Annotated in this window: 15 protein-coding genes and 1 riboswitch; of the genes, 5 read left to right on the plus strand and 10 right to left on the minus strand. The window is 71.4% G+C overall.

Translation table 11 applies throughout. The features are described 5' to 3' along the window. From ACSQ14_RS18265 to ACSQ14_RS18300, 8 genes are all read right to left on the minus strand, one after another. Entirely contained in the window at positions 1-417 is a 417-nt protein-coding gene (locus tag ACSQ14_RS18265) for a DUF1636 domain-containing protein (RefSeq protein WP_436015548.1), read from the minus strand. Beyond that, the gene (gene cobO / locus ACSQ14_RS18270) at positions 414-1,055 is read right to left on the minus strand and encodes a cob(I)yrinic acid a,c-diamide adenosyltransferase (RefSeq protein ID WP_436015549.1); all 642 of its coding nucleotides are present in this window, start codon (positions 1,053-1,055) and stop codon (positions 414-416) included. Before cobO ends, ACSQ14_RS18265 begins: the two co-directional genes overlap by 4 nt. Next, positions 1,052-4,744 (minus strand): cobaltochelatase subunit CobN, encoded by a 3,693-nt coding sequence (cobN, locus tag ACSQ14_RS18275; RefSeq protein WP_436015550.1) that lies wholly within the window; start codon positions 4,742-4,744, stop codon positions 1,052-1,054. The genes cobO and cobN overlap by 4 nt, the downstream gene beginning before the upstream one ends. Continuing rightward, complete coding sequence (gene cobW / locus ACSQ14_RS18280) at positions 4,744-5,778, minus strand: cobalamin biosynthesis protein CobW (RefSeq protein WP_436015552.1); 1,035 nt, start codon at positions 5,776-5,778, stop codon at positions 4,744-4,746. The genes cobN and cobW overlap by 1 nt, the downstream gene beginning before the upstream one ends. Before the next feature lie 105 nt (positions 5,779-5,883). After that, positions 5,884-6,082, minus strand: a riboswitch (cobalamin riboswitch). 48 nt (positions 6,083-6,130) lie between these two features. Next, entirely contained in the window at positions 6,131-6,799 is a 669-nt protein-coding gene (locus tag ACSQ14_RS18285; protein ID WP_436015554.1) for a class I SAM-dependent methyltransferase, read from the minus strand. A 43-nt stretch (positions 6,800-6,842) separates the two neighbouring features. Further along, on the minus strand, positions 6,843-7,127 hold the full coding sequence (locus tag ACSQ14_RS18290) for an antibiotic biosynthesis monooxygenase family protein (RefSeq protein WP_436015556.1): 285 nt from the start codon (positions 7,125-7,127) through the stop codon (positions 6,843-6,845). A 107-nt stretch (positions 7,128-7,234) separates the two neighbouring features. Beyond that, entirely contained in the window at positions 7,235-8,239 is a 1,005-nt protein-coding gene (locus ACSQ14_RS18295) for a DUF1254 domain-containing protein (RefSeq protein ID WP_436015558.1), read from the minus strand. Continuing rightward, entirely contained in the window at positions 8,236-9,414 is a 1,179-nt protein-coding gene (locus ACSQ14_RS18300; protein WP_436015560.1) for a sulfotransferase family protein, read from the minus strand. Before ACSQ14_RS18300 ends, ACSQ14_RS18295 begins: the two co-directional genes overlap by 4 nt. Between ACSQ14_RS18300 and ACSQ14_RS18305 the strand changes: the two genes are divergently transcribed. After that, positions 9,413-9,991 (plus strand): hypothetical protein, encoded by a 579-nt coding sequence (locus ACSQ14_RS18305; RefSeq protein WP_436015562.1) that lies wholly within the window; start codon positions 9,413-9,415, stop codon positions 9,989-9,991. The two genes, ACSQ14_RS18300 and ACSQ14_RS18305, sit on opposite strands and share 2 nt — an antisense overlap. Positions 9,992-10,031: 40 nt before the next feature. Here the strand turns inward: ACSQ14_RS18305 and ACSQ14_RS18310 are convergent, their stop codons facing one another. Further along, positions 10,032-10,538, minus strand: coding sequence for a nuclear transport factor 2 family protein (locus ACSQ14_RS18310; RefSeq protein WP_436015564.1), 507 nt, complete (start codon positions 10,536-10,538; stop codon positions 10,032-10,034). Positions 10,539-10,701: 163 nt separating this feature from the next. Beyond that, entirely contained in the window at positions 10,702-19,377 is an 8,676-nt protein-coding gene (locus ACSQ14_RS18315) for a hypothetical protein (RefSeq protein WP_436015566.1), read from the minus strand. A 192-nt stretch (positions 19,378-19,569) separates the two neighbouring features. Between ACSQ14_RS18315 and ACSQ14_RS18320 the strand changes: the two genes are divergently transcribed. The 4 genes from ACSQ14_RS18320 to ACSQ14_RS18335 all read left to right on the plus strand — a co-directional run bounded on the left by ACSQ14_RS18320 (position 19,570) and on the right by ACSQ14_RS18335 (position 23,427). Then, positions 19,570-20,670, plus strand: a complete 1,101-nt coding sequence (locus ACSQ14_RS18320; RefSeq protein WP_436015568.1) for a helix-turn-helix transcriptional regulator — start codon at positions 19,570-19,572, stop codon at positions 20,668-20,670. Between the two features lie 83 nt (positions 20,671-20,753). Then, a complete protein-coding gene (gene trhA, locus ACSQ14_RS18325; RefSeq protein ID WP_436015570.1) occupies positions 20,754-21,416 on the plus strand; it encodes a PAQR family membrane homeostasis protein TrhA in 663 nt (220 codons plus the stop codon). 83 nt (positions 21,417-21,499) lie between these two features. Continuing rightward, positions 21,500-22,771, plus strand: a complete 1,272-nt coding sequence (locus ACSQ14_RS18330) for a S41 family peptidase (protein ID WP_436015572.1) — start codon at positions 21,500-21,502, stop codon at positions 22,769-22,771. A 161-nt stretch (positions 22,772-22,932) separates the two neighbouring features. Continuing rightward, a complete protein-coding gene (locus ACSQ14_RS18335; RefSeq protein ID WP_436015574.1) occupies positions 22,933-23,427 on the plus strand; it encodes a DUF3558 family protein in 495 nt (164 codons plus the stop codon).

Below are 23,427 nucleotides of genomic sequence, written 5' to 3' on the forward strand. Positions count from 1 at the left end.
TCACTCGCCGACGATCTGGCCGGCCGGCGGAACCCGGACGATGAAGTGGCCCTTCACGCCCTCGGGCCAGCGCCGATAGGGCACGACGCCCTCCTCGCTCTGCAGGTATTCCGCCATGTAGTCGACGAGGGCCTGGGCGGCGTCGGCGGTTGGCTCGAAGCGGCCGAGCACATAGCCGATCTTCCCCGGCGAGCGGACATGCACGGAGCAGTGCTGGCTGCAGTTGAACAGGCAGGGCATCGCCTCGATCGCCATGCCCGCCACCCGCGCGTCGCCCTCCGCCGCCGCGCGCACGGCGGCCGCCAGCAGTGCGCCGCCGCGCACGCCGTCGACGTCCTCCCGCGCCTCGGCCGAGAACCGGCAGGTGCTGCAGACCACCAGGCTGGGGCCGTCCGCGGCGGGCTTGAGCAGGCTCAAAACTCGACCCCGGCCTGGGCCTTCACGCCGCTGCGGAAGGGATGCTTCAGCAGGGTCATCTCGGTGGCGAGGTCCGCCAGCTCGATCAGCGCCGGCGGCGCGTTGCGGCCGGTGACCACCACATGCTTGCCCTCCGGCTTGGCGCGCAGCACCTCCAGCACCTCGTCCAGCGGCAGGTAGTCGTAGCGCAGGACGATGTTCAGCTCGTCGCAGACCACCATGTCCCAATCGGGATCGAGTATGCGGGCCTTGCAGGCCTCCCAGGCCTCGCGGGCGACGGCGATGTCGCGGGCGCGGTCCTGGGTGTCCCAGGTGAAGCCCTCGCCCATCGGCCGGAACTCCACCTGCTCCGGAAAGGCGTCGAACACCACCTTCTCGCCGGTCTGCAGCGCGCCTTTGACGAACTGGATGACGCTGACCCGACGGCCGTGGCCGACCATCCGGCAGACCATGCCGAGCGCGGCGGTCGTCTTGCCCTTGCCGGAGCCGGTGTGAACGATCAGCAGGCCCTTTTCGTCCTGCCGCTCGGCCATCATCTTGTCCCGGGCGGCCTTGATCTTCGCCATCTTGGCGTTGTGCCTGGCGTTCAGCTCGGCCTCGTCGGGCCCCGGCTGATCGGGCGTGGAGGTTTCGGTCATGCGAGGTCTCCCAAGATAAGTTGGCGCAGGGCGTCGGCGGCGCTGTTGGAGCGCGGCCGCCAGAGATTGCGATCGATGGCTTCGAGCAGGCGCTCGGCCATCTCCCGCTGGGCGTCGGGGTTGGCGGCGCGCATGAAGTCGGCGACCGCCGCGTCGGCGACGAAGGCGTCGTAGGCCAGGTCGAAGTGGTGGTCGCGGACCGCACCGGTGGTCGCTGCGAAGGCGAACAAATAGTCGATACTGGCGGCGATCTCGAACGCGCCCTTGTAGCCGTGGCGCATGACCCCGGCGATCCACTTGGGGTTCACCAGCCGGGCGCGGACGACCCGGGCGATCTCGTCCTCCAGGGTGCGGATCACCGGCCGTTCGGGACGTGAATGGTCGTTGTGGTAGACGGCGGGCGCCTCGCCTTTCAGCTCGGTCACCGTCGCCGCCAGCCCGCCCTCGAACTGGTAGTAGTCGTCGCTGTCGAGCAGGTCGTGCTCGCGGTTGTCCTGGTTGTGGATCACCGCGTCCACCTGGGTCAGGCGGCGCTCCAGCAAGGGCCGGGCCGCCTCGCCTTCCGTCCCCGCCCCATAGGCGTAGCCGCCCCAGACCAAGAAGGCCTCGGCGAGGTCGCCGCGGTCGCGCCAGAGCTTTTCGTCGAACATCGCCTGCAGGCCCGCGCCATAGGTGCCGGGCTTGGAGCCGAACACCCGGGCGCCGGCCGCCTCGGTCGCGCCCTCGGCCAAAAAGCGCGCCGCCGCCGGGTTCTCGGTCGGCTCCTCGTCCAGGGCCATGACGGCGCGGGCGGCGGAATCCAGCAGGTCGATCTGCGCCGGAAAGGCGTCGCGGAAGAAGCCGGAGATGCGCAGGGTCACGTCGACCCGCGGCCGCCCGAGCATCACCAGCGGCAGGACCTCGAAGCCGGTCACCCGACCGGTCGCCGGTTCCCAGGTCGGCCGCGCGCCCATCAGCGCCAGGGCCTGGGCGATGTCGTCGCCGCCGGTGCGCATGTTGGCGGTGCCCCAGGCCGACAGCACCACGGCCTTCGGATAGTCGCCGAAGCGCTGCAGGTGGTCCTCGACCAACAGCTGGGCCGAGGCCCAGCCGAGCCGCCAGGCGGTGGGGGTCGGCGCCGAGCGGCTGTCGATCGAGTAGAAGTTGCGGCCGGTGGGCAGCACGTCCGGACGGCCGCGGGTCGGCGCGCCGGAGGGCCCAGGCGTCACGAAACGCCCGTCCAGTCCGCGCAGCAGGGCGTCGATCTCGGCCGCGCCGCAACGGTCCACGCGCGGCCCCAGATCCTCCGCCACCTGGGCCATGACCTGGGCGGTGGCGGGCATGCCCGCCGGGACCGCCTCGCCCGCGACCAGGCGCGCGGCGAGCTGCTCCAGCCGCTCGACCGTGTCGCCGACGGTGCGCCAGGGGGCGTCGTCCGCTGCGGTCAGCAGGCTGGGACGGGCCTGGGTCCACCGATCCCCCAGCTGGCAGTCGAGGGGGTCGAACGCCAGCCCCAGGTCCTGCGCCATCGCCCGCAGCAACGAGGCGCCGTCGACGCCCCGCGGCGAGCGGGCCAGGGCCAGCACGAGGTCGTCGCGCAACCGGCCTTCCGGGGCGCGGCCGAAGACGTGCAGGCCGTCGCGGATCTGCAGTTCCTTGAGCTCGCAGAGGTAGTTGTCCAGCGCCGACAGCGCCTGGTCCTCGTCGCCCAGGTCCATGCCGCAATCCACGTCCAGGCCCTGACTGGCGGCCAGCGCCAGGATCTCGCCGCGCAGCGGCTTCAGCCGGCGCGGGTCGAGGCCGGCGGCCTCGTAGTATTCGTCGACCAGGGCTTCGAGGGTCTTCAGCGGCCCATAGGTCTCGGCCCGGGTCAGCGGCGGCGTCAGATGATCGAGGATCACCGCGCCGATCCGCCGCTTGGCCTGGGTCCCTTCGCCGGGATCGTTGACGATGAAGGGGTAGAGCTGCGGCGTCGCACCGGCGATCGCCTGCGGGAAACAGGCCTCGGACAGCGCCAGGGCCTTGCCCGGCAGCCACTCCAGATTGCCGTGCTTGCCGACGTGGATGATGGCGTGGGCGGCGAACGCGCGCCGCAGCCAGATGTAGAAGGCCAGGTAGCCGTGCGGCGGGACGAGGTCCGGGTCGTGATAGCTGGCCTTCGGGTTGATGTTGTAGCCGCGCGCCGGCTGCACCCCGACGACCGCCTCGCCGAAGCGGTGCAGCGGCAGCCGGAACCCGCCGGCGTCGGCGGCGAACATCGGGTCGCGCTCCGGCGACCCCCAGCGCTCGACCGTCGCCTCGCGCACCTCCGGGGCCAGGGCCGCGAACGCCGCCAGATAGTCGGCCAGGGCCAGGACCGGCTCGCCGCCCTCGCCGCTGCGGCGCGCATTGGTCACCCCCGCCCGCAGGCGATCCATCAGCGCCGCGGAGTCCGGCGGCAGTTCGCCCACCGCATAGCCCTCGGCCGCCATCGCCTGCAGGATCGTCATCACGCTCTGCGGGGTGTCGAGGCCGACGCCGTTGCCCAGCCGTGAATCCCGGTTGGGGTAGTTGGCCAGTACCAGCGCCACCCGGCGCGCGCCGGCCGGCGTCCGCCGCAGCTCCGCCCAGCCCTTGGCGAGGTCGGCGGCGAAGGCGATGCGGTCTGGCGCCGGCTCATGGACGATGACGTCGCATTCGGTGCGCGGATCGAACTTCGACGACGACTTGAACGCCGTCACCCCGGCCAGGACCCGGCCGTCGACTTCGGGCAGCGCCACGTTCATGGCCAGGTCCCGCGCGCCCAGCCCGCGCAGGCTGGCCTGCCACGCCGCCCGGTCGGTGGCCCCGAAGACGACCTGCAGCACCACGGCGTCGGCGGCCTCCAGCGCGCTCGGCCGGCGCTGGTCGCCTGGTGACGACACCGCGAACGAGGTGGCGTTGAGCACCACGTCCGGCCGGGCGAGCGCGAAGACCTGGCCGATCAGGGCCGCGGCGAAGTCGTTCTTCAGGCTCTGGACGAAGATCGGGGCCACGTCGAAGCCGCGCGCGACCAGGGCGGCGATGTGCGCGTCCACCGCCTGGGTGGCGCCCGAGACCACCAGCGCCCGGTAGAAGGTCAGCGCCGCCTTCGGCCGGTCCGGCGACCAGCGCGCGGTCAGGCTGGCGAGGTCGGTGACCCGCTCGCCGGGCCAATAGAGGCCGGCGTCCAGCAAAGGCGCCGGCTCGGCCCAGGGCCCCGCCTGCCGACCGATCAGGCCGGCGGCGTAGAGCAGGAAGTTGCGGGCGTTGCCGACGCCGCCCTGCCGCAGATAGTCCAGCGCGCGTGCGTGGACCCCCGGCGGGGCCAGCGACATGTCGGCGCCCTCGGCGTTGTCGCCGTCGTCCAGCAGCGCCACGAAGATCGCGCCCGACTGCCGGCAGGCCGCCTGGATCTCGTCGAGGCCGTAGGGCCAGTAAGCCCGCCCGCCCAGCAGCCGCACGCAGACGAATTTCGCCTTGGCGACGACCGCCTCGACGTAGAGGTCGACCGACAGCGGATGCTTCAGGCGCAGCAGATTGGCCAGCCGGACCCGGCCGGCCGCCGCCGGAAGGTCCGCCGCCGCCTGCGACAGGCAGGCGAGGTCGCTGTCGGCGGACGACAGGATGACGATCTCCCCGGGGCTCTGCCCCAGGTCGACCGCCTCCTCGCCGTCGAGGACCGCGCCCGGCTGGACCGCCAGCAGGTGCATCAGCCAAGCGCCGCGAGGACCAGGGGGCCGACCGCTGCGCGATCCAGCCCCTTCTCGCCGATCACCACCAGCGACGAGGCGCGAGCCTCGTCGGCGCGCCACGGCCGGTCGTAATAGGTCTGGATGCGCGGCCCCACGGCCTGGACGATCAGCCGGGCGGCCTTGCCGGCGACGGCCACGACCCCCTTGAGCCGCAGGACGTCGTGGGCTTCGAGGGTCGTGCGCAGGTCGGCGGTCAAGGCCTCGACATCGGCGACCGCGCCGCCCCGGACCACGAAGCTGTCGAAGTCGTCGTGATCGTGATCGGCCTCGCTCTCGTGATGGGAGTGGCGCGAGTCGAGATCGTCCTCGGCGCCGACGCCGAGGCCCAGCAGGATCGCCGGATCGATCTGCGCCTGGCTGGCGTGGATGATCTTCACCCCCGGCCGCAGGTGCTCACGCAGGCTGTCTTCCACCCGGGCGAGCGTCGGCCGATCGACGAGGTCGGTCTTGTTGAGGATCACCAGGTCGGCGCAGCCCAGCTGGTCCTCGAACAGCTCCTCGAGCGGCGTGTCGTGATCCAGCGTCGGATCGGCCTCGCGGGCCTTGGCCAGCGCCGCCGGGTCCGGCGCGAACCGGCCCTTGGCGACCGCCTCGGCGTCGACCATGGCGATCACCCCGTCGACCGTCGAACGGGTCCGCACCTCCGGCCAGGTGAAGGCCTTCACCAGCGGCTTCGGCAGGGCGAGCCCCGAGGTCTCGATCAGGATGTGCTGCGGCGGGTTCGGCCGATCGATCAGCTTCTGCAGCGTCGGCAGGAAGTCGTCCGCTACCGTGCAGCAGATGCAGCCGTTGGCCAGCTCGAGGATGTCGTCGTCCTCGCAGCCCTCGACCCCGCAGCCGCGCAGGATCTCGCCGTCGATCCCGACATCGCCGAACTCGTTGACCACGACCGCCAGCCGCTGGCCGCCGGCGTTCTGCAGCAGGTGGCGGATCAGCGTGGTCTTGCCCGTACCGAGGAAGCCGGTGACGACGGTGGTGGGTATTCTGGCCATGGTCTCTCGCCTCTGCAGGGCGGAGGGCATGACGGCGCGCGAGCGTAGCCGCCCGCGGAAAATGGGGCGTCCGCCATCGAGCCGCGCTGGCGCCCACCGCGCCGTTGCGTCGTCGCCGTCGAGGTCGGTCTCCTGGCTTTCGCCCTACGTCGCAGCGCCTTCCCAGGACCGAAATCCCAGTGGCGTCATGCTGCGACGATCGTTGGACGATCACAGTTGCGGGGGCAGCTGCGGAATTGGCCCGAATGGACCGCACCGCATTCCCGGAAGCTCGCGCTTCCAAACCTCGATGACGGAATTAGCCCTAGGCCGCGGCGCGACTGAAGGTCAAGGCTGCCGTCAGGAGCCGCGATCAGGTCGCTGCGGCTCGCGCCGCCGGAGCGCCACCGGTGACTCGCGATCCGCATGGCGTGGCCGAGCCGCGATAGATGTAGCCGCCCAGGCTCGGCCGCGGGCCCATGTAATCGGCGTGGAGCTGGTCGACCGCGAAGCCGGCCGCCTCGACCAGGGCGGGAATGTCGCGGGTCAGATGGCAGCCGCCGAACAGCCGCTTCCAGGTCGGCTCGATGCGCGCCTGCCGCTGGAACAGCACCGGGTCGGGCGAGCGGCCGTGCTCGCAGAACAGCAGCCGTCCTTCGGGCCGCAGCACCCGGTGCGCCTCGCGCAAGGCTCCGGCCACGTCAGGGATGGTGCACAGCGTGAAGGTGACCACGACCGTGTCCACGCTGCGATCGGCGAGCGAGACGGCCTCGGCGGATTCCGCCAGCACGGCCACCGGGATCGGCGACTGGTCCGCGCGCCGGCGCGCCTTGGCCCGCATGGCCGCCTCCGGCTCCAGGCCATAGACCTTGCTGACCTTGCCGGCATCGTAGAGCGGCAGGTTCAGGCCCGACCCGAGACCGAGTTCGAGCACCACGCCCTCGGCCCGCGGCACGACCGCACGGCGCAGCTCGGTGATCGGCCTCATGCCGCAGCCGCAGCTGATCACCGTCGGGAGGATGAAGCGCGAGTAGAAACCCATTTTCAGATCCCGATGCCGGACGTCCGGAGCTGCGCGCCGGTGCTCAATCGATCTCGAAGTGCTCCATGACGCCGCCCGTCGAGAAGGGGGCGAACAGCTCGCGGAAGGGGCCGATAACCTCGCTCTGGCTGAAGGCGACGTGCGCCTCCATCTTCGTCCACTCGACCAGCAGGATGAACTTGTCGGGATTTTCCACGCCCCGACCGAAGCGGACCGATTCAACGCCCGGGAAGCTGGCGAGCATCGGCAGTCCGCGTTCGTTCATCGCCGCGATGAACCCTTCCGCCTGCCCTTCGCGGATCGTGATCTCAGAGCGCTCAACCAACATGCGACGTCTCCTGTCTGTACGGCTCGGCCGCGGTGCGGGCGAGTTCGCGCGGAGTATGACCGGACGGGCGGCAAGTTCGAGCTCTACTTCTGATCACGGGCTGAGCCTCAGTCGCGCTTGCGAAGCTGCGCGCTCGGGCAGCCGCCCGGGCCGATGATCCGGCAGACGAAGGCCCCGCGCCGGCGGCCCAGGGTGTCAATCCGGTTGAGCGCGTCGTCCGGCGTGGATGGCCCGACGGCGATGCGGATGCGGCCGTCGGCGTCGCGCCGGGCGTTGCGGTCGTGCGCGCCCGGCGTCTGCAGGTGCTCGTACCAGTAGTTGTAGGCGTGCAGCGACCAGTAGCCGCCGATGTCCTCCGGCATCGTCACTTCCAGCCATTCGTCCTCGGCCAGGTCGAAGCCGCCGAGGAAATAGCGGGTGTCGGCGTCGCCCTGCACCGTCTCGGTCAGTTCGGGCGGGGCGACATCGAGCCGGTTGGCCAGCGCGCGGGCCGCCGCCGTCCACTTCAGATACTCGCGCACCGCATTGCCGAGCGAGCGCGCGACGAACTGCAGCGCCGCGTCGGCGCCGCCGCCCATCAAGGCCAGGCCCCGCGCCGGCGGCCCGCCGGTCAGCGACAGGCTGGCGGGCGGGCTGTCGTCACGGTGCAGCACCCGGATCAGCTGGATCCGGGTCTCCGGCGTCAGCGCCAGGCCGCCCGGCCCGGCGTCCGCCGCGATCTCGAGCCCGAAGCCGCCGTCGGCCCCGCAGTCGCCCGGCTCGAAGGCGGCGTAGCCGGCGATCAGCGGCGCGCCGTTCGGCCCCACCGTGTAGAGCCCGACGCCGACCCGCTCCGAGCCGTTCAGCCGCCCCTCCAGCCGATAGCGGCCGGCCGGATCGACCGGGGCGTGGAACATCAGGTAGTCGGGATTGGGCCCGCCATAGACCGGCAGGGCGCGCGCCAGTCCGTGGCTGCGGAACTGGTGGCCCAACACCGCCCCGCCGAGCCCGGCGGCGAGCACGCGGGCGACATAGGCCTCGCCCTCGGCGGCGGTCGCGGCGTCCGGCGCCTGGGCGCAGACCAGCGTACGCGCTTCGGCGACGGCGGCGTTCAACCCCTCCCAGCCGGTCATCCCGCGGCTCCGATCCGCGCCAGGCCGTCGCGCTCGCTGGGGATCGCGAAGCGGCGGATGTAGTCGCCGAACTGCTCGGCCACCACGCTGGCGTCGAGGCCGTACTGCTCGAGCGAGTATTCATTGCGGCCGCGGGCGTTCTTCGGGTTCGCGGCGTGCCAGTCGCCGACGGTCTTGGCGACGTCGTCGGGCGTCCCGATGCCGAGGCCCTGGTGGATCTTCCGCATCTCGCCGACCGGGTCGGCCACCAGCGCATAATAGTCGACATGCACCACCCGGCGTCCCTCGGGTTGGGCGTCGAAGGCCATGATGCGGTCGATGTGGCGGCTGACGAAGTGCAGCATGTCGCGCCCGACCTGGTGCATGTCGACGGGGCCTGCGGCGCGCATGCCGCGCAGGTTGAAGGTCATCTTCGAGATCGAGGCCAGGGTCTGCAGCGGATCGCGGTGGGTCATCACGAACCGCGCGTCGGGATAGACCTGCAGGATCTCGTTCATCCCGATCACGTGGTTCGGGTATTTCAGCGCCCAGGGCCTCGGCTCCGAACGCCATTGCAGCAACTGCAGCTGCCGCTTGTGGATGCGGTAGGTCTGCGCCAGGTCGAGCTCGTCCAGCAGGTAGTCGAAGTATTCCGGCACGCGGTAGAGGTTGTGCAGCCCCGCCGCGCCGAAGCTCTGCTCCATGAAGGCGTGGCATTCGTCGGAGCCGTCCTCGTCGTAGAGGTGCAGCGCCTCGAAGCCCTCGAAGTGGCCGCGCTTCTTCTGGATCTCCCGCCACGCCTCGCGCCGCGCCTCGACCGACGCCGGATCGAAGCCCGGCGGCGGCGACGGCATCATCGACTCCCAGGTGCGGATCAGCCGGAACCGGCGGTCGCGGTCGAACAGGTACTGAAAGTAGGTCGTGCCGGACCGCGGCAGGCCCATCAGGAACACCGGCGCCGCGATCGGCTCGTCGGCGATCTCGGGATGGTCGCGCAGCCACTTCAAGCCTTCCAGCCGATTGACCGTGTCGTTCTGCAGCATGGTGCGGATCATCTCCGCGCCTTCCGGCGAGGCCGGAAAGTCGCGGTTGAGCGAGGCGATCAGCCGCTCGAGGTTGCCGCGCACGCCGGCGTCGGTGTCGGCGACGCCGACCTTGGCTTCGGCTTCGGCGATGATGGCTGCGGCGTCCAGCATGACGTTCTCCCTGGTGTTTCGCCGTCGGCTTGCGGGCGGCCTGCGGCTTGTCGCTCAATCTATATTCCGCTATATTCGGAAAATGTCGAACATGTCAAAGCCCGCGGCGGCGGACGAACAGAGACGCTTCATCGACGACGTCTCGGCCATCCTCGTGCCGTGGGGCATGCAGCCTACGCTCGCCAATCTCTACGCCTACCTGCTGCTCAACCCGGAGCCGGTCGGGCTCGACACCATCGTCGCCGACCTGGGCATGGCCAAGAGCAGCGCCAGCGTCGCCGCCCGCACGCTGGAGACCTATGGCCTCGCGCGCCGGCACGGCGAACGTGGCAGCAAGCGCGTGCGCTACGGCGCGTCGGACAGCTACTCGGGCTTCCTCGTCGCGCAGGCGACGCTGATGGGCGACCTCGGCCGGTTGATCGAGGGCCGGGCCGCCGGCGTCGCGGAGGACGAGACGCTGCGGCGCCTGCGCTACCTCGCCTCCTTCTATCGCAAGATGGAGGCGACGATCGTCGGGCGAGTCCGCGAGCTTTCCGACGAATTCGTCCGATCGGGGCCCGACGAGGAGCTGAGATGATCGCGCCCTTCCGCAGGGAAGAGCCGGAGTCCTAAGCGCTTCAGCCGCGCAGGCGCATCGCGTAGGACGGATCGCTGCGGTCGCGGGCGCCGCCGCGGCCGCCCAAGCCCGGCGGGCTGGGAGCGACCGGATCGGTCCGGCTGAAATCGAGCAGCATGATGCGCTTGGCGATCCGCCACTCGCCATCGCGCCGCTCCATGCGGTCGATGTAGCGGCCCGACGCCACGAAATCGCGTTCCGGCCCGAGCTCATCGGCGGCGATGCGGTGCGAAGAGGTCGTGTAGTGCTCGGCCCAGGCGAGGTCGCCCTCGACCTCGACCAACTGATTGCCGGTGTTGTGCCAGGTCACCGTGAACTGGCCGAGGATCGAGCGACCGAGGGCGATGAAGGCCTCGACGTCGAGCGGCTCGTGCAGCTCGATCACCGCGTCCGGATGAAAGCAGCTGCGCATCAGCTCCTCATCGCGGCGATCGTTGGCCCGGCAATAGCGGATGTGCACATCCTTGATCGCCGCTTCGGCCAGGAGCTCGTCGACAGTCTTGGGCATGGAGCCGCTCCTGCGCAGTGATCGGGACGCAATATGGCCGGTGAAGTTTGCGCGGTAACCTGAATATCGGCGCAGACCCGCAGATTCCGCCGAGGTTCGGCCCTCGCCGCCCGGCAGGCGACGACCAGCGCGTTGCTGGTCGTCGCGCGCACGGGCCCCGGGCTTAGCCCGCGAAGATCCAGCCGTCGGACAGGCTCGACAGCTGGACGTTGACCAGCACCAGCCGATCGCCGCCGGAGAGGTCGACGACCGTGTCGCCGCCGACCTGGCTCGTGCTGTAGGCCTGACCCGTCTGGAGCTGCACCCGGTCGCCGTCGGCGATACGGAAGTCCAGCACGCGGTCCTCCCCGGCGCCGGCGAAGACGTGGAAGGTGTCCACGCCCTGCCCGCCGGTGAGGGTGTCGTTGCCGCGGTCGCCGGACAGCCAGTCGTTCCCGGCGCCGCCGTCGAGGACGTCGTCGGCCTGGCCGCCGCGGACGAAATCCGCGCCGTCGCCGCCGGAGACGGTGTCCGCCCCCATGTTGCCGTTCAGGATGTCGCCGCCGGCGTCGCCGAACAGCTGGTCCTGGTCCTTGCCGCCGAGCACCCAGTCGTCGCCGGCGCCGCCGCGGACCGTGTCGTCGCCGACATTGCCGTGGGCGTTGTCGAAGCCGGAGCCGCCGAGCACGAGGTCGTTTCCGTCCTCGCCGCGCAGGTAGTTGGCGCCCTCGCCGCCCTCGACCCGGTCGTCGCCCAGGCCGCCCATGACGGTGTCGTCGCCGGCGTCGCCGAACAGCTGGTCGGCCCCGTCGTCGCCGAAAACGCGGTCATTGTCGCGGCCGCCGAGCAGGGTGTCGGCCCCCGCTCCGCCGGAGAGGCTGTCGGCGCCGGCGTTGCCGTGCACCCAGTCGTCGCCGGCGCCGCTGGTCACCGTGTCGCCGCCCTCGCCGGCCGCGAAGTGGTCAGCCGAGCCGCCGAGATTGGCCACGTCGGCGGCGGCGGTGCCGCTGGTGCCGCTGGTGATGATCGAGGAGCCGCCGCCGCCGCCGGTTCCCGCGCCGCCGGTCCCGCCGCCGCTGCTGGAGCCGTCGGTCACGGTGAAGGTCAGGGTGTTGGCGGTGGCGTCCTGGTTGGAGCCCCAGCCGACGACGCCGTCATCGCGCACCTGGAAGGTGAAGGCGCTCGAGCCGACGCCGTCCGGCAGGAACACCAGGAGGCCCGCGGCGATGTCCTCGGCGCTGACCACCTGGCCGGCGGTCACCGGGACCTGGTCGAGGGTGAGCTCGCCGGTCGTCGGCAGGGTGGTGATCCTGACCGCGTCGAAGGCGTCGCCCTGGCTGTCGCTGAAGCCGAAATGGCTGGCCGCGAGAACCTGCGCCACGCCGGCGGTGATCGTCCGGGTGGCGTCGGCGCCGGAGGGGGCCAGGTTCTGGCCGAACGAGCCATTGGCGAAGGTCAGCACCTCGATCCCGGTCAGGCGATCGACGCCGTCGGCCCCGGAGACCTGCAGCACGCCGCCGCCCAGGTCGCTGACGACATAGTCGGTGCTGTCGCCCGAGAACCGGGCGACGTCCGCCGTCCCCGCGCCGCCGTCCAGGGTGTCATTGCCCAGGCCGCCGATCAGGACGTCGTTGTCCGCCCCGCCCGCCAGCGTGTCGTCGCCGTCGCCGCCGTCCAGCAGGTCGTCGGCCAGGCCGCCGAGCAAGGTGTCAGCGCCGCCCAGCCCCTGTGCGTCGACCGACTCGATCGAGGTCACGCCGCTGGCGTCGAAGGTGTTGGCCAGCCCCGAGCCGACATAGTGGACGGTGTCGCCCGCCAGGCCGGTCCCCGACAGGTCGCCGCTGATCACCACCCGCTCGCCGTTGATGAACAGGTCCTCGACGCCGGTGATGGTGAGGTCGGTATTCCCGTCGCCATCGACGTCCAGGATGAGCGCCGAACCGTCGGGGCTTGCTTTGACCGTCGGCGTGCCGACCAGCACGGCCGGGGTGGTCACGTTGACGACGTCGACGCCGGCGCCGCCGTCGACCGTGTCGGCCGGGCTGTCCGGATCCCAGGCGAACTCGTCGCCGCCCGCGCCGCCGACGATCATCGGCAGCGGCAGGAAGCCCAGGTTGTGCGCGCTGAGCTGCAGGCTGCTGGTGTTCTCCAGCCGCACCAGCGTCGACCAGGCGTCGCCGCCGCCGTCGGCGTCGAACTCGATGACGGTGGCCGCGCCGTCCTGCACCAGCCGCAGGTGGCCAGTCTCGAACGGATTCCCGTCGGCGGCGCTGTCCCAGCCGTCCAGCCGGGCGGCGAGCATGGCCTCCATGTCGAGCACGTCGCCGTTCGGACCGCCCTGGAAGTCGGTCACGACCAGGCCGCCGCGCATCGCCGCGTTCAGCCGCAGCACGTCGGCCCCTTCGCCGAGGCTCACCCGGGCGGACTGGCCCGCCTGGGTGTTGAGCAGGACCAGGTCGCCGCCGCCGCCGCCGCTGACGGTGTCGGAACCGGAGCCGGCGTCGATGGTGTCGTCGCCGCCGCCGGCGACTTCGACCAGCGCGATCGGGCCGGAGCCGCCGTCGGCCACGGCCATTCGGCCGTCGCCGCTCAGCAGGTCAGCGCCGGCGCCGCCGACCAGGGAGTCGTCGCCGAGGTCGCCGGCCAGCAGATCGCCGTCCGCGGTCGCGGTCAGGGTGTCGTTGTGCGTCGAGCCGGACAGGTTCTCGAAGCCGCTGAAGGTCATCACGCCCTGCAGCGTGTCGCGGCCGACGCCCTGGTCGAGCAGCGAAACCTCGACGCCGCCCGCCGCCCCGCGGAACGAGAGCGTATCGACGCCCGCGCCGCCATCGAGCGAGTTCGCCCCCGAGCCGAGCTCGATGAGGTCGTCGCCGCCAGCGCCCGACAGGGTGTCGCCGCCGCCGCCGCCAGCCAGCCAGTTGCCATTGGCGTCGCCGGTCAGCCGGTCGCCGGCCGTACCGCCGATCACGTGCTCGATGTTGAGCAGGGTGTCGAGGCCCTGGCCGGTGGTCTGGGCGGTGGTCACGCCCAGGTCGACGGTGATGGCCGCCGAGCCGCTAAAGTCCGCGGTGTCGAAGCCGGCGCCGCCGTCGAGCCGGTCGTCGCCCGCCCCGCCGGTCAGCCGGTCGTCGTCCGCCCCGCCCGACAAGGCGTCGTCGCCGTCGCCGCCGTTAAGCAGGTCGCGACCGGCTCCGCCGGTCAGCGCGTCATTCCCCTCACGGCCGTCCAGGCTGTCCGCGCCGGCCCCGCCCGCGAGGCTGTTGGCCCCGCTGTCGCCGCGCAGCGTGTCGTTGAACGCCGAGCCCGAGAGATGTTCGACGCCCGAAAGGGTGTCCGCGCCGTCGCCCGTGGCGGTCCCCGCCAGCAGATCACCCGTGACGCCGACGGACGCGGCGTCATAGGCCGCGATGTCGGCCCCCGCACCGCCGACCAGGGAGTCGCCGCCAAGCCCGCCGGTCAGCAGATCGTTCCCGCCGCCGCCGATCAGGGTGTCGCCCCCGTCGCCGCCGCTCAGGCTGTCATTGCCGGAGACGCCGGTGTCGTTGGTGACGGTGATCGCGCCGCCGTCGCCCGGCCGCGCCACGTCGATGGCCCCGTCGCCCAGCAGCAGGTCGTTGCCGCCGCCGCCAGCCAGGCTGTCGCCGCCGGCGGCGCCCGCCAGCACGTTGGCCGCGGCGTTGCCGCTCAGGCTGTCGCCAAGCAGCGTCCCCGACAGCCGCTCGACCCCGCTGAAGGTCATCAGGCCCTGGCCGGTGGTCTGCGCGCCCAGCACCGCGAGCGAGACATTGACCGCCCCGGCCGCCGTCAGCGCCACGGCGTCCTCGCCGGCGCCGCCGACCAGGGTGTGGGCGCCCGCGCCGACCGTCAGCAGGTCGTCGCCGGCGGCGCCGTTCAGCGAGTCCGCCGCGCCGCCGGCGCCCCACAGCCAGTTGGCCGCGGCGTCGCCGGTCAGGGTGTCCGAGCCGGCCGTGCCGGTGAGGTACTCGACGTTGCTGATCGTCTTCGACCCGGCGCCGGTGTTCTGCGCGCCGGAGAGCCCGAGGTTGACGTTGACCGGGGTCGCGCCAGTGAAGACGAGCCGGTCAACGCCCGCGCCGCCGTCCACCACGTCCGCGCCCGCGCCGGGCGTCAGCAGGTCATCACCGCCGCCGCCGCGCAGGGTGTCCGCCCCGGCGAAGCCGCTGAGCGTGTCATCGCCGCCCAGCCCGTCGAGCAGGTCGTCGCCGACTCCGCCCGGCAGCAGGTCGGCCACCTCGGTGCCTTCGTTCTCGACCGGCTCGGTCGGGAACAGGAAGTCGCCCGCCGTCAGGCCGGTGACGCCGACCAGGGTCGTGGTGTGCGTCGTCCCGCCGTACGGGATGCTGAGCACCGTGTCGCCGCCGACCACCGAGAGGTAGGGCTGCAGGCTGGCGAAGCCGTCGAAGCCGTAGTCCGACAGATCGAGCTTGTCGGTCCCTTTGACGAAGTCGGTGATCCGGTCGTGGCCCTCCGACAGCTCGAAGGTGTCCGCTCCGGCCCCGCCGGTCAGCACGTCGTCGCCGTCCTCGCCGTCGAGGTCATCGGCGCGCGAGGTGCCGATGATGGTGTCGTTGGCGTCGGACCCGGTGATCGCGAAGTTGATCGGCGCACCGCCCTCGAAGGCCACACCCGACAGGTCGACCGCCTCGTGGTCAGACGCGTCAACCTCCAGGGTCACCTGGCCCCCCGGCCCACGCACGGTGGTGAAGTCGAAGGCGCTGGCGCGCATCGTCAGCGCCGCCGGCTGCGCCACCACGGTGTTGCCGCCCGCCGTCGTACTGAACGCCGGCAGGAAGGCCAGGCCTTCGACGCTCGTCAGCTCGCCGCGGAAGGTCACCGGGCCTGCGAACTGCAGGTAGTCGACCCCGGCGCCGCCGTCGAACACGCTCCCGGCGAAGTCGCCATACAGCTGACTGCCGTTCAGGATCAGGTTGTTGGCGGTCAGCGTGTCGGCGCCGTCGCCGCCCCGCAGTGTGTCGACGCCCGACAAGCCACTATGCTGCAGCAGGTCGTTGCCGTCCCCGCCCTCCAGCAGGTCGTTGCCGACCGCGCCTTGCAGTGTGTCGTCGCCGCCGCCGCCTTGCAAGATGTCGTGGCCTAGCTCGCCCATCAGCGAGTCAGCGCCCTCGCCGCCCAGCAGCAGGTCGTCGCCCTGGCCGCCCGACAGGGTGTCGGCGCCGCCCTGGCCGTCCAGCGTGTCGGCGCCGACCGTGCCGGTCAGCAGGTTGTTGGCGTTCGGGTTGAAGGTGGTGGGGGCGAAGCCGCCGAAGTTGTCGGCCGTGAGCTGGGCGGCCGTGGTGTTCGGCAGCGTCGCCAGGGTGACGAAACCGTTGCCCCCACCGTCGGCGTCGAACTGCAGCTGAGTGTCAGCGCCGTTCTGCAGCAGGCGCAGGTGGCCGGTCGTAAACGGATTGCCCCCCGGAGCTAGGCCGCCGGCCTTCGCAGCCAGGAACGCCGCCAGATCGAACCGGTCACCGCCGACGCCCGCGGTGAAGTCGGTGACGACGAGGTCGCCGGCGAAGCTCGCAGTGGGCGCGATGACGTCGGCCCCGTCGCCCAGGCTGACCAGGTCGCCGCCGCCCGCGGTCTCGACGCGGTCCGCGCCGCTCCCAGCGGTGATGGTGTCGGCGCCGGCGTCACCGCTCAGCGAATCCGCACCGTCGCCGCCCTGCAGCTGATCGGCGCCGTCGCCGCCGCGCAGCGTGTCATCGCCGGCGAAGCCCAGCAGGGTGTCATTGCCACCGAGGCCTTGGAGCAGGTCCGCGACCGGACCGCCCGGCAGCAGGTCCGCAGTCTCGCTGCCTTCGTTGTCGACCGGCTCGGTCGGGAACAGGAAGTCGCCGGCCGTCAGACCGGTGACGCCGACGAGGGTCGTCGTGTGCGTCGCCCCGCCATAGGTGATGGTCAGCACCGTGTCGCCGCCCGTCTCCAAGAGATAGGGCTGCAGGCTGGCGAAGCCGTCAAAGCCGTAGTCCGACAGGTCGAACTTGTCGGTTCCCTTGGCGAAGTCGGTGATCCGGTCATGCCCCCCCGACAGCTCGAAGGTGTCCGCGCCGCCGCCGCCGGTCAGCACGTCGTCGCCGTCCTCGCCGCTGAGGTCGTCGCCACGGGACGTGCCGATGATCGTGTCGTTCTCGTCCGAGCCGGTGACCGTGAAGACGATCGGCGCGCCGTTCTCGAACGCCACGCCCGACAGGTCGACCGCCTCGTGGTCAGAGGCGTCGACCTCCAGGGTCACCTGGCCGCCCGGCCCGCGAACCGTGGTGAAGTCGAAGGCTGCAGCGCGCATCGTCAGCGACGCCGGCTGGGCGACCACGTTTGCGCCGTTCGCTGTCGTGCTGAACGCCGGCAGGAACGCCAGCCCTTCGACGTTCGTCACCGTGCCGTGGAAGGTCACGGGGCCGGCGACCTGCAGGTAGTCGACGCCGTCGCCGCCGTCGAACACGCTGCCGGCGAAGTCGCCGTACATCGGGGCACCGTTGACGATCAGGTTGTTGGCGGTGAGCGTGTCGTTGCCGTCCCCGCCCCGCAGGGTGTCCGCCCCGCTCTGGCCTGCGTGCTGTAGGAGGTCATTGCCGCCCTCGCCCTGCAGCAGGTCGTCGCCGGCGGCGCCCATTAGGGTGTCGTTGCCAACGCCCCCGGCGAGGGTGTCTGAACCGAAGTCGCCGCTCAGCGAATCCGCGCCGTCGCCGCCCTGCAGCTGATCAGCGCCGTCGCCGCCGCGCAGCGTGTCATCGCCGGCGAAGCCCAGCAGGGTGTCATTGCCGCCGAGGCCTTGGAGCAGGTCCGCGACCGGACCGCCCGGCAGCAGGTCCGCAGTCTCGCTGCCTTCGTTGTCCACCGCCTCCGTCGCGAACAGGAAGTCGTCCGCCGACATCCCGGTCACAGCGACAAAGGTCGTCGTGTTGGTGATCCCGCCGAAGGTCAGGGTGAGGACCGTGTTACCGCCGGTCTCCGACAGGTAGGGCTGCAGGTTGGCGAACGTGTCGAAGCCGTAGTCCGACAGGTCGAACTTGTCTGTTCCCTTGGCGAAGTCGGTGATCTCGTCCTGGCCCTCGGAGAGCTCGAAGGTGTCCGCTCCGCCGCCGCCAGTCAGCACGTCGTCGCCGTCCTCGCCGTCGAGGTCGTCGCCGCGCGAGGTGCCGGTGATCGTGTCGTCGCCGTCAGAGCCGGCGACCTCGAAGCTGACGTTGGCGCCGCCCTCGAACACCACGCCGCTGAGGTCGACGGCCTCGTCGTCGGCGGCGTCGACCTCGAGGATCACCGCGCCGATCCCGCGGAGCGTCACCCCGTCGCCGTTGAAATTGAAGTCGAAGTCGCTGGCGCGCATCGTCAGCACCGGCTGGCCGGCGGCGATGGTGTTGGGCCCCGCCAGGGTGCTGAACGGCGGCACGAAGGCGATGCCCTCCATGTCCTCCAGTTCGCCGCGGAAGGTCACCGGACCGCCGACGCCGAGGTAGTCGACCCCGGCGCCGCCGTCGAAGACGCTGCCGGTGAAGTCGCCGGGCAGCAGGTTTCCGTTCACCGTCAGCCTCATGGCGGTCAGGGTGTCGGCCCCCTCGCCGCCCTGCAGCGTGTCCGCTCCGGGCTCGTGGCTGTTGGCCCGCAGGACGTCGTCGCCGCCCTCGCCCTGCACCAGGTCCGCGCCGTTGCCGCCGCCCAGGGTGTCGTTCTCCGCGCCCCCCTGCAACGTGTCGGCGCCATCGTCGCCGCCGAGGGAGTCCGCCCCGTCGCCGCCGGTCAGCAGGTCGTTCCCCTGGCCGCCCAGAAGGGTGTCGTCGCCACCGAAGCCCGCCACGGTGTCGTTTCCGGCGAGGCCCGACAGGCTGTCGTCGCCCGCGCCGCCCGGAAGCAGGTCGGCGCTCGGGGTGCCGAGGCCGTCGTCCACCGCCTCCGTGGCGAACAGGAAGTCGTCCGCCGACATCCCCGTCACGCCGACAAAGGTCGTCGTGTTGGTGATCCCGCCATAGGTCAGGGCCAGGACCGTGTCGCCAGCCGTCTCCGAGAGATAGGGCTGCAGGTTGGCGAAGGTGTCGAAGCCGTAGTCCGACAGGTCGAACTTGTCGGTTCCCTTGGCGAAGTCGGTGATCTCGTCGTGGCCCTCGGAGATCTCGAAGACGTCCGCGCCGCCGCCGCCGGTCAGCACGTCGTCGCCGTCTTCGCCGTCGAGGTCGTCGCCCGCCGAGGTGCCGGTGATGGTGTCGTTGGCGTCCGAGCCGGCGATCTCGAAGCTGACGTTGGCGCCGGGCTCGAACACCACGCCGCTCAGGTCGACGGCTTCGTTGTCCGCGGGGTCGACCTCGAGGACCACCGCGCCGGTCCCGCGGACCGTCACCCCGTCGCCGTTGAAATTGAAGTCGAAGTCGCTGGCGCGCATCCGCAGCACGGGCGGGCCGGCGGCGACGGGCGGGGCGCTGAACGGCGCCACGAAGGCGATGCCCTCCATGTCCTCCAGCGAGCCTCGGAAGGTCACCGGCCCGCCGACGCCCAGGTAATCGATCCCAGCGCCGCCGTCGAAGACGCTGCCAGCGAAGTCGCTGGCCACCAGTGCGCCGTTGATGTTCAGGTTGATGCCGCTGAGGGTGTCGGCGCCGCCGCCGCCCTCCAGGGTGTCCGCCCCGGGCTCCTGGCCGAAGGTCCGCAGGATATCGTCGCCGTCGTCACCTTGCACCAGGTCTGCGCCGGCGCCGCCGCCCAGGACGTCGTTGCCCAGGCTCCCCTGCAGCGTGTCCGCGCCCTGGCCGCCCATCAGCTGATCGTTGCCCTCCGCGCCGGTGAGGGAGTCATTCTCGACCGCCCCGGCCAGAGTGTCGTCGCCGCTCGTTCCAACAAATTGCGCCACGCGGAGCCCCCCGGTCCACCGCGACGCCCCCTTCGGGCGCCGCGGTCTGCGTAAACGAAAGCTTTACGAAGGGCGCCCAATCCGCCGCATCGCGCGAATGAGGTATGTGGCTTATCTATGGCGACGCGACGCCTCGAATTTCACCGGTCGTGAAGAAATTTCCGACCAAGCTGGGCGTGGTTTGGGGGAACCATGGTCGCAGAAGCGCAGCTGCTGGCGGCCGCCGAGGGATTCCGGCGGGCGGCTTTCGACGGGTCATGGGAGCAGGCGCTGAGCGGCGCTGCCGAGCTGTGCGGCGGCCATGCCGCCGAGCTGATCGGCATCGGGCCGACGGCGACGATGCCGTTCAACCGCTCGGTCAACATCGATCCGGCCGGTTACGCCCCCTTCATCGAGCAGCATGGCGCGGATCCGGCGCGCAACGCCCGCGTCCGCGCGGGCCTGAAGGCGCCCATTCTGCGCTCGCTGACCGAGGCGGATTTCGGCGAGGTGGAGGCCGTGCTGCGCTCGGACCTCTACGTCAATCACTTCCGGCCCTACGACATCTTCTACAACATCCAGGCGACGCTGATGCGCTCCCCGACCGGGGTGATCGGCTTCACCGTGATCCATTCGGAACGCCGCGGCGTCGCCAACGCGGACGAGCGCCAGGTCTTTGATCTGATCAGTCCGTTGGCCCAGGAGGCGGTACGGTTGCAACTTACCCTCGAGGGCCGCGGAGCCGACGTCCTGCGCGGAAGCCTGGAGAACCTGGGCGCCGCCGCCTTCATCTGCGACGGCGCCGGTCGGGTGTCGGCGATGACCGCCGAGGCCGAGCGGCTGGTCGCCCAAGGCGCGCATCTCGTGCTCAAGGACAAGGTGCTGCGCCCGGCCCATGCGCCGCACGGCCCGGACTTCTCCGCCGCCCTGCTGCGCGCGGCCGACCGGATGCTCCCGGCGGCCGCGCCGACGGAACTGCTGCTGCGTTCGCCCGACGACGGGGCCCTGGTCGTCTGCCAGGTCGCCAGCCTGCCGGTGAACGAGTTCGCGTTCGGCTTCGACGCCGCCGTCATGGTGGTGGTGCGCACGCCCCGCGATCCGACGAAGCTGACCCCGCTGCTGCAGGGGGGCTACGGCCTGACCACGGCCGAAGCCGGCATCGCGCTGGGCCTGGCCCAGGGTCTCAGCCTCGAGGAGATCGCCCAGGAGCGCGCCACCTCGCTATGGACGGTCCGCACCCAGCTGCGGGCGGCCTGCGCCAAGCTCGGCGTCAGCCGCCAGGCGGAGCTGGTGGCCAAGCTCGGGCAGTTGTGAGGGCGACGGGGACGCGAGTTCGACGACCCTGAGCTGTCGCTGAGCCTCAAGCGTGACATGATGATCGGGCACAAGGTGCTCTCATGATCCCGCCTGCGACCAAACCCCCGCGCCACTACCCGACCTCGGCTGCGAAATGCGCCGATCTGGTCGTGCACATCGTCGGCCTGACCCTCGCCCTGCTCGGCGGCGTCGTGCTGCTCAGCCTGGCGGTCAGGGCCGGTTCGATCGATCGCGTGGTGGGGGCCTCGATTTACGCCGCCGGCCTGCTCGCGATGCTCAGCTTCTCGACCGCGTACAATTTCGCCCGGGCCCGCTATCGGCCCGCTCTGCGACGGCTGGATCATGCCGGCATCTTCCTGATGATCGCCGGCTCCTACACGCCCTTCACCCTGAGCCTGCCAGGGCCGTGGGCCTGGGGCATGACCACGGCGGTCTGGTCGATCGCCACCTTGGGCGCGCTCGGAAAGCTGTTCCTGAAGCAGGTCGACCGGAAGTTTTGGGTGGCCGTCTACCTCGCCCTCGGCTGGCTGGTGGTCGTGGCCCTGAAGCCGATGATCGATCACCTGGCGTGGTACGCGCTGGCGCTGCTGCTGGCCGGCGGCGTCGTCTATTCCACCGGCGTCATCTTCTACGTGAACAAGCAGCTGAAGTTCGCCCGCGCGATCTGGCATGGACACGTCGTCGCCGGGGCCGCCGCGCACTGGGCCGCGGTGCTGCTGGGGGTCGTGCTCGCCGCTCACTGACGAGCTGGGTTCTTTCGCCGTCCTTGCCTTGGCTAGGCTGAATCAGGATTTCTCGTGGTCTGGCGACAGAACGGGAGATCCAGATGCGTAAGGTGCTGCTCGGCGGCGTGCTCGCCTGCCTGCTGGCGGGGACAGCGCAGGCGGCCGCGCCGCGGGCCGTGGTCGACCAGGTCGCCGATCAGATCGCGGCGCGCTACTTCGACGAGGCTCGGGGGGCGAAGATCGCCGCCGACCTCAGGGCCGAGGCCGCCCGCGGCGACTACGACCGCTATGCGGCGCCGCTCGACCTGGCTCAGGCGCTCACGGTTCGACTGAAGCCCGAGGATTCGCACTTCCAGGTCGTCTGGTCGGCGCCGGCGCCTGCACCGGCCGGCCCGCGGCCACCCAGCGCTGCTCCTGCGGCGGCGGAGGCCGAGCGCCGGCAGAACTACGGCTTCCGCGCGATCGAGATCCGGCCCGGCAACCTCGCCGTCGTGCGGATCAGCTCTTTCGCCGACTTCGAGAGTTCCGATGCGCCGGCGAAGCAGGCGGCCGACGCGGCCATGGCGCTGACGGCCCGCGCAGACGCGGTGATCTTCGATCTGCGTGACAACGGGGGCGGTTCGCCCGCCATGGTCGGCTATCTCGTCGGCCACTTCGTGCCGGAGGGCGCGAACGTCTACAACACCTTCAAGCTCCGCGGCCCCGACGTCGACGAGCGTCCGACCGCGCCGCCGAAGAGCGGCCGGCGGCTTCAGCAGCCGGTCTATGTGCTGGTCAGCGGCCGCACCGCCTCGGCGGCCGAGAGCTTCAGCTACACCCTGCAGGCGGCGAAGCGCGCCGTCGTCGTCGGCGAGGCCAGCGCAGGCGGCGCCAACCCCGGCGACATCTTTCCCGTGGGCGACGGGTTCGCCGTGTTCGTCTCGGACGGCAGCCCGGTCAATCCCATCACCGGCAAGAACTGGGAGGGGACTGGCGTGATCCCTGACGTGGCGGTCCCGGCCGGGAACGCCCTGGTGAAGGCCGAACAGCTGGCCCTGGCGAAGGTGCTGGAGAGCCCGGGCGACCCGCTGGCGAAGACCGAGGCGCGCTGGGCGCTCGAAGCCCTGGGGCCGGCTGCGCCGGTGAAGGCGTTGTCGGATTACGCCGGCGCCTACGGCGCGCGCTCGGTGGTCGTGCAGGACGGCCGGCTGCAGATCGTCCAGAGCCGCCGCCCGCCGCAGTGGCTCAAGCCGCTGGCCCCGGACACCTTCGCCGTCGAGGGGGCGGCGGTTCCGACCCGGGTCACTTTCGACCGCGACGCCGCGGGCCGGATCACCGGCATGGTCCAGACGCTGAGCAGCGGCCAAGCCGGGCGGTTCGCGCGGGCGGACTAGGAGATCCGGCTCTTCCCAGCACGCCCCAGTCGAACCGAACCCATGATCGGGCGGCGACGCCTCCGATCGGCATACCCTGCTCCGCGCAAACCGCCGGCGCCGGAGCCGGCGAAGTGGATCACGCGCCTGCGGACCGGCGGATCCAACAGAAGGAGACGCGGATGTTCGGCAGCACTGCGAAAATTAGGGCCTTGGCCGGCGTCCTGGCCGCGCTCGCCGTCGCCGGCGGCGCAGACGCAGGCCAACGGACCGAGGCGCCGGCGCCTGCGACCGGGCTGGACCTCTGTGCGCGCCTGAGCCGCGCGCAGGTGGCGGAAATTCTTCGGACGCCCGTCGCGCTGGCGGAACCCGACACCGACGTGGGCAGCCGCAGCTGCGTCTACTCGCTGACCCGAGACGGCCCGAGCATCGTCGTCTCGCACCTGGCCGGCGACTGGGAGGCGATCCGCGCCGAATTCCGGACCTCGCAGCCCGAGCCCGTGGCCGGCGTGGGCCGCCAGGCCCTCTGGTATCCCGCCGACCATGCGCTGCAGGTGGAAGCCGACGACGGAACGGTCCTGCGCGTCGGGTTCAACCCGGCTAACCCCCAGCTCCGCGGCCAGCACAAGACGATGGCCATTGATCTCGCGCGCGCCGCCTTGATCGCGCTCCGGTGA

It is taken from the genome of Phenylobacterium sp. LjRoot219, assembly GCF_964252995.1.
Lineage (GTDB): Bacteria > Pseudomonadota > Alphaproteobacteria > Caulobacterales > Caulobacteraceae > Phenylobacterium.